At 67.2% G+C, this 12,583-nt stretch carries 15 protein-coding genes; 6 read left to right on the top strand and 9 right to left on the bottom strand.

Features of this window, described 5'->3' with window-relative positions:
* Positions 1–1,143, bottom strand: a 1,143-nt coding sequence (locus ACYP33_RS24230; RefSeq protein ID WP_459624251.1) for a type III secretion protein, incomplete at its 3' end; no start/stop codon positions are given.
* A 303-nt stretch (positions 1,144–1,446) separates the two neighbouring features.
* Positions 1,447–1,788, bottom strand: a complete 342-nt coding sequence (locus ACYP33_RS24225) for a helix-turn-helix domain-containing transcriptional regulator (RefSeq protein WP_414448576.1) — start codon at positions 1,786–1,788, stop codon at positions 1,447–1,449.
* A gap of 149 nt (positions 1,789–1,937) precedes the next feature.
* On the opposite strand from ACYP33_RS24225, the gene ACYP33_RS24220 reads away from it, so the two are divergent.
* The 3 genes from ACYP33_RS24220 to ACYP33_RS24210 are packed head-to-tail and all read left to right on the top strand — an operon-like array spanning position 1,938 to position 3,412.
* On the top strand, positions 1,938–2,474 hold the full coding sequence (locus tag ACYP33_RS24220; RefSeq protein WP_414448575.1) for a PAAR domain-containing protein: 537 nt from the start codon (positions 1,938–1,940) through the stop codon (positions 2,472–2,474).
* A gap of 3 nt (positions 2,475–2,477) precedes the next feature.
* A complete protein-coding gene (locus ACYP33_RS24215; RefSeq protein WP_414448574.1) occupies positions 2,478–3,098 on the top strand; it encodes a type VI secretion system amidase effector protein Tae4 in 621 nt (206 codons plus the stop codon).
* Complete coding sequence (locus tag ACYP33_RS24210; protein WP_414448573.1) at positions 3,095–3,412, top strand: hypothetical protein; 318 nt, start codon at positions 3,095–3,097, stop codon at positions 3,410–3,412. Before ACYP33_RS24215 ends, ACYP33_RS24210 begins: the two co-directional genes overlap by 4 nt.
* A gap of 12 nt (positions 3,413–3,424) precedes the next feature.
* Here ACYP33_RS24210 and ACYP33_RS24205 read toward each other — a convergent pair whose 3' ends face one another.
* From ACYP33_RS24205 to sctU, 7 genes are read right to left on the bottom strand one after another with little or no spacing between them, the layout of a single operon-like run.
* On the bottom strand, positions 3,425–4,306 hold the full coding sequence (locus ACYP33_RS24205; RefSeq protein WP_459624250.1) for a hypothetical protein: 882 nt from the start codon (positions 4,304–4,306) through the stop codon (positions 3,425–3,427).
* Positions 4,307–4,321: 15 nt separating this feature from the next.
* Positions 4,322–4,585, bottom strand: coding sequence for a type III secretion system export apparatus subunit SctS (gene sctS, locus ACYP33_RS24200; protein WP_414440803.1), 264 nt, complete (start codon positions 4,583–4,585; stop codon positions 4,322–4,324).
* A 9-nt stretch (positions 4,586–4,594) separates the two neighbouring features.
* Positions 4,595–5,245: a type III secretion system export apparatus subunit SctR gene (sctR, locus tag ACYP33_RS24195; RefSeq protein WP_414440804.1), complete on the bottom strand. Its 651-nt coding sequence runs from the start codon at positions 5,243–5,245 to the stop codon at positions 4,595–4,597.
* Positions 5,229–6,521, bottom strand: coding sequence for a type III secretion system cytoplasmic ring protein SctQ (gene sctQ, locus ACYP33_RS24190; protein ID WP_459624249.1), 1,293 nt, complete (start codon positions 6,519–6,521; stop codon positions 5,229–5,231). Before sctQ ends, sctR begins: the two co-directional genes overlap by 17 nt.
* Positions 6,522–6,537: 16 nt before the next feature.
* Positions 6,538–7,194, bottom strand: a complete 657-nt coding sequence (gene sctP, locus ACYP33_RS24185; protein ID WP_459624248.1) for a type III secretion system protein SctP — start codon at positions 7,192–7,194, stop codon at positions 6,538–6,540.
* A 7-nt stretch (positions 7,195–7,201) separates the two neighbouring features.
* Positions 7,202–9,304 carry a type III secretion system export apparatus subunit SctV gene (gene sctV, locus ACYP33_RS24180; RefSeq protein WP_459624247.1) on the bottom strand — a complete coding sequence of 701 codons (2,103 nt, stop codon included), beginning with the start codon at positions 9,302–9,304 and terminating at the stop codon, positions 7,202–7,204.
* Between the two features lie 20 nt (positions 9,305–9,324).
* Positions 9,325–10,401, bottom strand: coding sequence for a type III secretion system export apparatus subunit SctU (sctU, locus tag ACYP33_RS24175; protein WP_414440808.1), 1,077 nt, complete (start codon positions 10,399–10,401; stop codon positions 9,325–9,327).
* Between the two features lie 422 nt (positions 10,402–10,823).
* Here sctU and ACYP33_RS24170 point away from each other — a divergent pair, with 422 nt between their 5' ends.
* The 3 genes from ACYP33_RS24170 to sctJ all read left to right on the top strand — a co-directional run.
* Positions 10,824–11,408, top strand: coding sequence for an HrpB1 family type III secretion system apparatus protein (locus ACYP33_RS24170; protein ID WP_414448568.1), 585 nt, complete (start codon positions 10,824–10,826; stop codon positions 11,406–11,408).
* Positions 11,409–11,439: 31 nt separating this feature from the next.
* Positions 11,440–11,832, top strand: coding sequence for a type III secretion protein HrpB2 (locus tag ACYP33_RS24165; protein WP_414440813.1), 393 nt, complete (start codon positions 11,440–11,442; stop codon positions 11,830–11,832).
* Positions 11,833–11,879: 47 nt separating this feature from the next.
* The coding region (sctJ, locus tag ACYP33_RS24160; protein ID WP_459624246.1) for a type III secretion system inner membrane ring lipoprotein SctJ at positions 11,880–12,583 on the top strand (704 nt) is incomplete at its 3' end.

The following is a 12,583-nucleotide window of genomic DNA, read 5'->3' as shown; positions in this document are numbered from 1 at the left end:
GTTTGCCGCAGTGTTCGCCGCGCTGCCGGCAGCGCCGTTCGTTGCGCCTTGTATCGCGCCGTCGGTCGACATGTCCGCCGGGGCGCTGACGCCCGTGTTCGCGCCGACGTTCGCACCGGTGGCCGTGTTCGGCGCGGCGGCGCCCGAGGCGAGCTGCGGGTCCGACGCGTAGATATGCTTCACGCCGTCGGGCGTCTGCGCGTACTGCACGCCGTCCGCCGAAATCATCTCCGAGTAGGCCGTGGCGTCCGTCGAACTGGCGTTGTCGGCCGATTCGGAGACATCCGAGACGATGTCCTTCACGTTCGGGTCGAGATCGGCGCGCACGCGGGCGATCGCCGCGTCGAGCGCCATCTTGTTGCCGACCGAGCCCTTGATCACGAAGCGCCCGCCGCCGCCGTACTGCACGCGCGCGCCCGGTACGCCCAGCGAATCCTCGATGCTGCGCGCCACTTGCGGCGCCACGTCGTATTGCGCCGCGACCTGGGTGATGGCGAGGCGGCGCAGCAACTGGCGCACCGCGGCATCGTCGGCCGAGCTGGCCAGCATGCCCGTCACCACCACCGTGTCGCCCACCGCGTGCGCGCCGAGGCCTTCGATGCGGGCCGCGGCCAGCGCGTCGGTCACGCGGTGCGCGTTGTCGTCGGCGTTCGGCGGCAGGGCTGCGCGGCTCATCTGCGCCGTGGACAGCACCGACACCGTCACGATCACCGCGCCCACGCCGAAGCAGGCCGCCGCGACGCCCAGGTAGCGGCGGCGCAGCGGCGAGGCCTTCGGCACCGGCTTGGTCATCAGCGTTTGCAGCAGTTCGTAGTCCGACGGCCACACGCCCGCTTCATCGCCCACGCAGAGGATCGTGCCGTCGAACTGCATCGGCACGAAATCCACCAGCAGGATCGTTTCGAGCGGGCCGCTGGTGGCCGTGCCGGCCGTCGCGGCGTTTGCTTCCGGCGTGCCGGGGGCTGCCGCGACCATTTGCGCCGACACCACGCCGGTATCGGCCACCGTCAACCACAGGTCGCCGCCGCGCCAGTCCGTCAGGCGAATGTCGGCCGCATCGTCCGTGCCGATGCGGTGCGCGCCGGGCGCGAGCTGCAATTGCGCGCCTGCGTGGGTGCCGGTGAGAATCCGCAGCAGTTTCATGGGTGCGTCGAGTCGGGTCACAGCCTCAGCTATCGTTCCGGCTAATGTAGGCGGTCGGCGGGGATCGGCTGGCGAAGGATGCGAAGCGGGAGCGTGGTATGCGAACGCAGGGGCGGGGGGGATTTCACGGGGAAGGGGGCGAAAACGTTGGCGGGGCGGGGGCTGAGGAAATCGGGGCGGGTCAGGCCGCGGGCGCGGCTGGACGGAACGAGCGGCGCGGGCAGCGTGCGGCGGGGATCTTCATGGAGGTGGCGAAACTCGGATTGCCGTCGCCCGATAAGGGGCGGTAAATGCCCTCGCGGCTCAGGCCGGGGGGCAGGCGAGTTGGCTGATGGTGCGCGAGCGGGCGATGTCGCCGAGTGCGGCGGCGATCAGCTCGGGATCGCCGTTCTCGACAGCGGCTTCGAGATAGGCAGCGATATCGGCCGAGGTGTGGAGGTAGTCGACGCTGTCGAAGTGGGTGAATTTCGTGGAGAGCATGGTGGTAATGGCCTGCGTTATGCGCTCGGGTTGGATATCTCGCAGCGCGGTATTCGGATGATTCGATTCGCGAACCTGGAGGAAGTGGCAATGGTAGCGGGCCGTCGGTGGGATGTCCGACATGGCTGACGGTTTTATTGCTTGCTCCATGACGTGAAGCAGCATTCGCGTGCGCATTCCGGGTAAATCGGCACGGTTGCCCGACTATCCTGATCGACTTCAATGGATGTGAGTAGCGCCCCGATGGCTGATCCACAATCGCCGCCGCTCTCGCATCGAGTTGCGCTCGATTCTGAATATGGAGGCCATCACAATTGCGACGTTACGACATCGTCAAGGGAGACAAAACCACTGCCGGTGGAACAGTCATGGCCGGTGATTCTCATGATCGGATTCATGATCAAGAACAAGCCTATGAACACGACCCGATATGGTGCCCCGTATGTCGATCGGTCGGAACTCTCGTTTGTACAGGTCCGCGCTTGTCGTCAACAGGTCCGGACGGCAGGGAAGCTGCGCTGAGTGATGATTTATGCGTATGCCAATGTGAGCCAAGCCCTCGCTTGCTTGCCTCTCAATATGTCTCTTACATCGATACGAGAGACGCGCCTCAATCTGGGCATCGCAGCCGGTTCCGTGCAACGGCGAATATCGAATACGACGAACAGGTCTGTCCCGCAGGCAATGGGGTATCGAAGGGCTATCCGTTTTTCATCGAAACACCTGGCGGATACACGCACTTTGGCCGGCTCGACAGCGAAGGCAATTTGCCGCGTATTTATTCCGCATACGCCGATGATTACGTCGTCTTCTGGGGTGATGAAGCGCTTGAAAGACAAGTGGAGGCATAAGGCATGCCCAACCCGAGAACCGTGGTGCGTACCAACGCTTCCCCTAATTCCGTCAAGCATGTCCAACTGACGGCCGTTACATTCCAGGCGCTATGGGATGCTTATCCAATGGGTAATCCTTACGATAATTCGACATATTCAAATCAATGTGCGATTCGAATGAGCGTCATGCTGCATCGTGTTGGAATCGAGATGAAGTCGTTTTCGTCAAAGGTGATCAAGCCGCTCGGCGGGCAGCCCAGCATTGGAAGAATACTCATCGATGGGAAGGCGACCGCGACCCGAGCCAACGAGCTTGGAGAGTGGTTGAAATTGCAGCCGATAGCCGGTATGGGCAATGCGGAAAACATCACGGGAACAAACTGGGAATCGAGGGTCGAAGGCCGCACCGGTATCATCATGTTCGATGGGTATTGGGCTCGTGATCGAGAGTCGGCGGACAACGCCAGCGGCGGACATATCGATCTTTGGAACGGCTCGCGACTCACGATCAGCAGCGCGCAAGGTGTGTTTTCGGTTTTTGGCCGGATGATCGGGATAGAGCGTGCCCATATCCCAGGGACGAGTTACGGGTATTCCGATTTGAGAAAATCGAAAACGGTATTGTTTTGGGAAATCAAATGAAGCGTGCCGCGCTGGGTGCCCTGGGTTTATCTTACGGCCTGCTGTTGACATGGCTCTGCTTGTATTTGTTCAGCCATGTCGAGTCCGCTCCCACGAAAGCGGTGTCGGCAGGATGCCATGAAATAGATAAATGCCCGGTGCCTTGGTGGGTTTTGCCCTCGATGGTCGCTTATTTTTTCGGACCATCGATCGCTTTCATGCTGTTGAATGCCGTTTCCTGGAAGCGATGGTCGATTTCCGGATGGGCCTGGTGTTTTTTTGCACTGACGTTGGCGACGATCGCTTTGTATTTATCGAATCTCGCCAACCGCTAGTCGGCCACCCCCTCACCCCTTCCCCCCCTCCGCCTTCTTCCCCGCCCGCCCCAAAATCCCCGCCTTCACACTCTGCTGAATCGCCCCACCTCGTTCCCGCCGCAATTTCCCCGCCTTGAACTCGGCCCGCAGCATCACGAGCGGCAGCACCATATTGAACGACTGGCTGCCGGTAGAAGGCCCACCCGCCAGCGCCAGCTCCCGCAGCGCCGCAATCCCGCCGGCGCCCACGTGGCCGATCTTCATTTCGATCTGCTGAAGATCGATCATCGCGGCGGCCAGTTTCGCGGCCCAAGGCGTGGCGTCGGCTTGGCCCGCGCTGGCGCGCAGCTTCACCACGGCGTCGTTCCAAGCAGTACGCACCGCCTCGGCGCGCTGCGCGTCCTGGCCTTCGCCGAACTTCGCCGCGATCGCATCGAGCGCGCTCGGCGGCGCGGTTTGCGCCGAGGCCGGGCGCGGCCCGCCCGCCTGGGCATCCGCACCGGCGCCGCCCGCCTTGCCGGCCTCCACGGGCGTGTCGTCCTGTTCCTGCTCGCGCCCGCGTCCGCCGCCACCGCCGCGCCCGCCGTTCAGCGCGTCCATGTCGTCCTGCTTGAACGAGGCGTCGCCGTCGTCGTCGCCGCCCGCGCCGCCCACGTTGTTGCGCTTGGCGCGCGCCACGTTGGCGCGCTTGCGGTTGCGCGCAAGGCTCGCGAACTTGCGCTGCGCGGCCTGGTTGCCGTTCTGCGCCTGGTTGGTGTTGGTAAACAGCGTGCCGTTGTAGGTGGTGGCTTTCTGCGCCTGCCGCGCACCTTCCTTGGCGGCGGTGTTCTGCTGCGCGTCGCCGGCGCGGCGCGCCTGATCGGCGGCGGCGGTGGTTTGCGGGCGAACGGTCGGGTTGCGGTTGATGGCCATCGGGTCGGTTTCCGGTCAGAGCGGCACGGCGGTGCGCATCATCTGGTTCGCGAAATGCAGCACGGCGGCGCAGCACACCGGCGCGACGATGATGATCGTGATGGTCACGGCGATCAGCTTGATGACCTGCGGCAGCGTCTGGTCCTGCAGCGAGGTGATCGCCTGCACGAACGACACGCCCAGCCCCACCACGGCGGCGACGATCACGGGCGGCAGCGACACGGTCAGGCACAGCAGCATGCCCTGCGTGGTGAAACGGATCAGCGAATCGACATCCATCGTCGCTCCTTACTTGTAGGTCATCACGAGGCCGTGGATCAGCGTCGACCAGCCGTCCATCACCACGAACAGCAACAGCTTGAACGGAATCGCGACGTTGGTCGGCGTGACCTGGTTCAGCCCGAGCGCGAGCAGCACGTTGGCGATGATCAGGTCCACCACGATGAACGCGATATACAGCAGGAAGCCGATCTTGAACGCGTCGGTCAGCTCGGACAGCGTGAACGACGGCGCCAGCACGATCAGGTCATGCTCGGTCAACTGCTGCGCCTGCTCCTTGGGCCACACCACGGCGGCGGAGCGCAGGAAGAAGCGTTTCTCGCGTTCGGCGGTGTGCTTCTCCAGGAACGCGCGGAACGGCTCGCGCGCCGCGCCGAACGCCTGGATCAGCGCCTGCGACGGCTGTGCCGACAACTGCTGGCCCTCCAGCGCCTTCTGCGCCTGCATGCCGATCGGCGCCATCACGTAGATCGACACCAGGATCGCGATGCCGTTGAGCACCATGTTGGGCGGCACCTGCTGCACGCCGAGCGCGTTGCGCAGCAAGCCGAGCACCACGACGATCTTCGCGTAGGAGGTCACCACCATCGCCACGAAGGGCAGCAGGCTGATCGCGATGACGACCAGCAGCAGCCCGGTAATGTCACTGAACTGAACCATGCCGATGCGCCATCCTGATGATTCGTACGCCGAGATGCTCGCCAACCGTCACGAGTTCGCCAAATCCCACTGTTTGCCCATGCACCACCAGCCGCAACTGCGCATCGGCGGCCGGCACCGGCAGTTCGACGACATAGCCCGGGCCGAGCGCCGAAAGCTGGTCGAGCGGCAGCGCGACCGTGTCGATCTCGAACTGCACGGGCAGCTCGAGGTTGCCGACCACGATCGGTTCGTCGGGGCGATCCGTCGCGAGGCCGACATCGGCACGGGTCGAATCGAGTTCGTCGGACATGGTCCACTCCTGAGTAAGGGTAAGCGTCCGGCCGTCGAGCGACGCGCCGGCGTGCGCGCGCAGATGGCCGCGCGCGCCCCACGCGGCCACGACGCGCGGCGCGCCGCCGCCGTGCAGCGCGGCTGCATCGAAGGTCGGAAACAGGCAGCGCAGCAGCACGTCGCCGGGTTCGAGCGCCGAGAGCGTCTCGACCGCGAAATGGCGGGTGCCGACGATGGCGCTGCCGGGCAGGTTCAAGGCGGGAAACGCGGTGCGCCAGGCGTCGCCCGCAGTGCGGGCGATCAGCGCGTCGAGCGTGCCGAGCACGGCGCTGGTGGCCGCCACGGTGCAATCGATGCGGGTTTCGCCGAGCGCGATCGACAGCGCCATCGGCGGCAGGTCGAGCTTGGCGTCGGCAAGGCAGTCGGCCAGCGGGCGGCGCATCACGGACACCACGCGCGGCGTGTCGAAGCCCATTTTCCCGAGCGCGGCGGCCAGCGGTTCGAGCAGCACGCCGGCCACCGTCTGGCGCAGCGCCAGCTCCGCGCCGCTCGGCGACAGCATGGCCGGCGCGCCGGGCACGCCGGTGCGGTCGGGCCAGGCCAGGATCGCGAGCGCCGGATGCGCGTCGAGATCGAATTCGACGAACACCGGCCGCGCCGCGCCACCGGGGGCGGCCAGCGCCAGTTCGAGCACGGCCGGATCGCGCAACGTGCCGCGTGCCGCGCCGGGGCCGACGATGGGCGCGATGCGCAGCACCCGCGCGCCGGTGGCGGCCAGCACGGCGGGCGCGAGGCGCGCGTCGTGCGCCGTCTGCGACAGGCGGGCCAGGCCGACGTCGACACGGCGCGGCACCGCGCGCGCGATCGCAGCTTGCGTCGCGGTCGTGGCGGGCGCTGCGCTCGCGGCAGGCGTCGGTCGTGCCGGCGGGGCGACGTGCGGCGCCTGAGCGTCGGGGGCGCTCGCGGGGTCGTCGCTGGTCGTCGCGGTCAGAAAGTCGGCCATGCAGGGAAGCGGGTGATTACCAGATGGTGAGTTCGATGTCGCGAACCTCGCCCCACGCGCGCATCGTTTCGGCGAGCTCGCGCTGGAGCATCGTGCTGTGGGTCAAGAGTAAGTCGCGCGCGGTCGGGTCCTGCGCATCGAACCGAAGCAGGAGACTGAAACGCGAAAGCGACAGCGACAGCCGCGTTTGCGGCAGCAGCGCGGGATCGAGCGTCATGTGCGCTTCCCAGTTGCCCGCGTTGGCGATGGCCGGATCGCCGCAGAACGCCGCGATCTCGCGCGTCAGCACGCCGAGCACCTGCAGGTACTGCTGCTGGTGCATGTAGACGGCCGACACGATCGGCACGGCGGCGCGCTCGACGCGGGCCGGCAGCGTATCGCTGTCGTCGGCGGCCGGGATGGGCGAGAGCGTCGCGCCGGGGTCGTCCGCGGGCGCTTCGGCATCGTCCGGCAGGTAGCGCGGATCGAAGTACAGCGCGATTTCGGGCTGCGCCGGCGCTTCCTCGGGCGTGTCCTGGCCGCCCGTTTCGGCCTGCTCGCGGGCGGGCAGCCGGTGCGGCGCGCGGCGCGAGGCCAGCGAGGCGTAATCGAAGCGGCGCTCGCGCGGCCGGCTCGGCTCGGCGCTCGCCGCGCCCGGAATGATGCGCGCCGAGCGCGAGTCGATGGCGGTCATGGGCGGCTCAGGCGTTCAGCGTGACGCGGCCGACCGGCTTCAGCTCGACGTGCTCGCCCAGCTCCTGGTACGAATACACGGCCAGCCAGCCGAGCCGCGCCTCGATCATGCGGCGCACGTAGCGGCGGATATCCATCGACGTGACCAGCACCACGCCGTCGCGCGGCGCGGTGCCGACGAACGACTGGATGCGATCGATCAGGAACGCGGCGTCGTTCGGCGGCAGCGCGAGGAAGTTGCCGGTGGGCGTCTGCTTGATCGCGGCGCGAATGTGCTGCTCGGCCTGCATGTCGAACAGCACGGCGGAAAGCTGGCGCTCGCCCTTGGCGGCGCGGTGCGCGAGAAAGCGCGAGAGATCGCCGCGCACGTACTCGGTCAACATCAGCATGTCCTTTTCCTTCGCGCCCCAGGCGATCAGGCTTTCCATGATGGTGCGCACGTTGCGGATCGACACCTGTTCTTCGAGCAGGCGGCGCAGCACGTCGGCGATCCGCTGCGGCGGCAGCACCTTCTGCACCTCGGCCACCAGGCCCGGCGCGTCATGGCCGATCTGGTCGAGAATCCACTGCACTTCCTGGATGCCGAGAAACAGCGTGGCGTGGCGGCGCATGGCGGCCACGCAGGCGTGCGGGATGATCTGCTCGGCGCGCCACACGGGCGTCTTGGGCGGGATCGCCTTGTCGTCGAGCCAGCGCGTGGGCAGGCCGTCGGTGGCGATCAGCGGGCCGGGCTCGGTGCGATCGGCCAGTTGCTGGTATTTCTCGGCCACGCTGGCCGCCACGTCGGACGCCAGCAGCGACAGGTCGGGCAGCAGCACCTTGCCCGCCGGCAGCGCGACGCTCAGGTGCGGCACGTCGTGCACCAGGATCTCGAACGTGGAAGCGGCCAGCGGCGCGTGAATCCACATCGTGATGCCGGGGAACGGCAGCCCGAGCAGCTCCTGCAGCGCGTTGCGCTCGCCCTCGAACGCGATGTCGAGCGTCGGCAACGACAGCCGCGCGGCCAGGTCGGGCGAGATCCGCACGCCCACCGCGCAGGCGAACTGCGGCGCGCGCGGCAGGATCGGCGGCACCTCGGTCTTCGCGCCGGAGCGCTGCATCGAGGCCAGCGTCTCGCCGCCGCCGTGCTCGCTGTCGCGCGCGGCGGGCTTCTTGGAAAGCTTGTAGCCGGCGAATGCCAGCAGCCCCGCCAGCATCACGAACAGCAGCGCCGGAAAGCCCGGCACGGCCGCGAAGCCGAGCAGCAGCAGCGCTGCGAAGAACAGCGCGCGGCTGCTGGAGCCGAGCTGATGGCCGATCTCGTCGCCGAGCGAGCGCTGCTTGGTCTGGCGCTCGTCGGCCACCCGCGTGATCATCACGCCGGCCGCCACGGACAGCAGCAGCGACGGGATCTGCGACACCATCGCGTCACCCACCGACAGCACCGAGAAGCGGTTCGCCGCGTCGCCGGCCGACATGCCGTGATAGGCCACGCCCACCGCGATCCCGGCCAGGATGTTGATCAGCGTGATGATCAGGCCCGCGATCGCGTCGCCCTTCACGAACTTCATCGCGCCGTCCATGCCGCCGTGCAACTGGCTTTCCACCGCCAGCGTGGCGCGCTTGCGCTTGGCTTCCTCGGGCGTCAGCAGGTTGGCGCGCAGGTCGGCATCGATGCTCATCTGCTTGCCGGGCAGCGCGTCGAGCGTGAAGCGCGCCCCCACCTCGGCCACCCGCTCCGAGCCCTTCGCGATCACGATGAACTGCACCGTCGTGATGATCGCGAACACCACCAGGCCCACCACCAGGTTGCCGCCCACTACCAGCTTGCCGAAGCTCTCGATGATGTTGCCGGCCTCGGCGTGCAGCAGGATCGACTTGGTCGAGGCGATGTTCAGCGAGAGCCGGAACAGCGTGGTGAACAGCAGCAGCGACGGGAACGCCGAGAGCGCCGAAATGTCCGGCACGTACATCGTGATCATCAGGATCGTCACGCTGATCGTGATGTTCAGCGCCAGCAGCGCGTCGATCATCAGCGGCGGCAGCGGCAGGATCATCAGCGAGATGATCGCCACCACCAGCGCGACGATGCCGATTTCACCGCCGGCGGGGAGTTTCAGGGACTTCAGCATCGTGGCTCCGGAGGCTGCGCTCAGTGAACGGGCGGATGGGGTTGGGAATGCGCATCGCGGCTCGCGCCGATCGAATCGACCCAGCGCAGGATCGCCGCGATGGTTTCGAACAGCGCGTCGGGAATCGGCTCGTCCACGCCGACCTTGTAGAGCGCCCGCGCCACCGGCGGGTTGCCGACGATCGGCACGTCGGCCTCGGCCGCCGCGCGGCGGATCGCGGCCGCCGCCTCGTCCATGCCCTTGGCGATCACCACCGGCAGCGGATGTTCGTCGGGCGCGTAGCGCAGCGCCACCGCGTAGTGGGTGGGGTTGACCACCACCACGTTGGCGCGCGCCATGCGCGGCGGCGGCGAGTTGGCCATCTCGCGCGCGATCCGCTTGCGTTCGCCCTTGATCATCGGGTCGCCTTCGTCGCTCTTGTGCTCGCGCTTGACCTCGTCCTTCGACATCTTCATCTGCTTGATGAACAGCATCTGCTGCAGCTTGACGTCGGCCGCGCCGACCACGATGAAGATCACCGCCGCCACCAGCATCAGCTTGAGCAGGATGCTCCAGAACATCGCCGACAGCTCGGCCAGCGGCTGGTACAGCGCGCCCGACACCAGCGGGATCAGGCCGCGGATCACCACCCACATCACCGCGAAGATCAGCGAGGCCTTGACGATCATCTTGGCGGTCTCGATCACCGTCTTGATCGAGAAGATCTTCTTCAGGCCTTCGCCGGGGTTCAGCGCGTTGATGTTCGGCATGACCGGCTTCAGCGCGATCTGCAGGCCGACCTGCATGCCCGAGCCCATCAGGCCCGCGAACGCCGCGCACAGCGCGAGCGGCACCACGGCGAGCAGCGCGATGCCGCCGAAGCGGTACAGCCGGTCGTACATGTCGGTGAGCGTGTGCGGCGTGTTGACGAATTCGAGCGAGCTCATCACGAGTTGCCGCATCGAGTCGCGCAGGTGCGCGCCGGTCGCCATCACGAAGCCGATCGCGGCCGTCATCGAGATGGCGTCCGCGAGGTCCGAGCTTTTCGAAACCTGGCCGTCCTTGCGGGCGTCGCGCAGTTTCTTGTCGGTAGGTTCTTCGGTTTTTTCGTCGCTCATCGCTCGCTCGGCGCGGGTTGTGCGCAAGCGCCCGCCGGGCGGGGCGGACAGGGGTTGGCGGGGCGGCCGGCGGCGCTCGGGCTGGCTTGCGGCGGCGAGGCGGCAGCGTCCAGCGGCGGCGCACGCACCGAGCCGGTCGGACGAAGATAGCCGGGGGGCGTGGCGGGGAGGGGGAGGGACGCGAATCGGGCGATGGGGATGCGAAGTTGGGGGCGGGGCTCGGCCGGGCGGGGCCGCAACGTCCGAAAAAATCGGGGGCGGATGGCTCGATCGCTGCGCCGGACCGGCGCCCGGCCGGCTTCGCTTTCGCTGCGCTGCCTTCGCATCGCCGCCCGCACGCGCCACGGCCGGTTGCTAAGGTTCGATGGTGCGTCCGATCGACCCCGAGCGTGGCGCGAAGAATTCCGCCAGGAGAATGCGCGATGACCAACGCCACACCCGATTACCTGAATTGCAGCCCGGAGATCGTCGGAGGACTGATCGAAACGGCTTCGGATGCGCTGCTGCAGACCTTCCCGAAGGTGTCGGTCGATCCGTACGACATCGAGCTGATGCTCGACGCGCTGCGCGTGCTGCGCCCGAAGGTGCCCGAGATCCAGATGCTCGACGGCATCCTGCACATGGTCCGCAACCATTGGGACGACGCGATCCTGGTGCTGCGCGAAGTCAGCGAGAGCGCGCCGCGCTTCGCCTACGCGAAGGCGCTGCTGGCGTTCTGCCTGTCGACCAAGGGCGACGGCGACTGGAAGCTGATCGCCAACGAAGTGCTCGAGACCAACCCGACGCGCGACACGGTTTCGCTCGTGAAGGCGCTGCACGCCCGCGAGGAATTGCTCGGCGCGGTGCATGCGAGCCGCAACGGCAGCGCGTTCGTGCCGCCGGCCTCGATCGAGGAGCTCAACGACGAGCTCGCGAATCGCGGCGATCACCCCGATACGCATGCCCCGATCGCCGCGCCGGTCGCGGGCATCGAATCCCTGCCGTTCGGCGTCGCGCTGCGCGCGTGAGCGTCGCCGGTTCGTCTGACGGAGGACGACTATGACTGCAATCGATCATTCCGCGGCGCTGCGCGCCTCGCTCGAAGCCCTGAACAAGCCGGAAGCGGCAGGGGGCGGCACCTCGCCCGCCGCCGCCGACAAGTTCAAGGCGATGATGGACAAGCCGTCGATGGCGCCGCCGCACGCGGCCCAGAGCCCGTCGATGGAAGTCGCCTCGAAGCTGGTGGCCGCGCAGGACGCCGAGTTGCAGCGCAGCGTGACCGACGCCGCCCAGTTCATGCAGCAAGCCCCCGAGATGAACCTCAACGAGATCAACGCGGGCTCGATTCGCCTGACCTACGAGCTGGCCGCCACGCAGCTCGACATGGAAGCGAAGATGGGCGTCGTGAACTCGTCGAAGTCGTCGATCGAAACGCTGATGAAGAACCAGTGACACGCGGCGCCCGCGGGCGCCGTGCGGTCCGCCGCGAGACTTACCCCATGCCACAGACTCGGTCAGGATGGCGGCGTACGGCCGTCGCGGGCGCGTTCGCGCTCTGCGCGCTGCTCGCCGGTTGCAAGAAGGAACTGTACGGAAACCTGTCCGAGCAGGACGTCAACGAGATGGTCGTGGCGCTGCTCGAGAACGGCGTGGACGCCTCGAAGGACACGCCCGACGGCGGCAAGACCTGGACGCTCGACGTCGACGAGAACCAGATGGTGCGCGCCATGGAGGCGCTGCGCTCGCGCGGCCTGCCCAAGAGCCGCTACGACAATCTCGGCGACCTGTTCAAGAAGGACGGCCTCGTTTCCACGCCGACCGAGGAACGGGTGCGCTTCATCTACGGCATGTCGCAGGAGCTGTCGTCCACGCTGTCGAAGATCGACGGCGTGCTGGTGGCGCGCGTGCAGATCGTGCTGCCGAACAACGACCCGCTCGCGCAGACGATGAAGCCGTCCTCGGCGGCGGTGTTCATCAAGTACCGCCCGAATTCCGACGTGGGCGCGCTGGTGCCGCAGATCAAGACCCTGGTGATGCACAGCGTCGAAGGCCTGACCTACGACCAGGTCAGCGTGACGGCGGTGCAGGCCGATCCGTCGGACCTCGCGCGCCAGCCGCAGCCGCCGCAGGGCGGCGCGCCGCTGGTGTGGATCGTCAGCGGCATCGCCGGCGCGGTGCTGATTCTCGCGGCGGGCCTGCTGAT

The sequence above is a fragment of the Burkholderia sp. 3C genome (genome assembly GCF_054589155.1).
The sequence above is the reverse complement of the archived record's forward strand: the minus strand, read 5'-3'. Positions and strand labels throughout refer to the sequence as shown.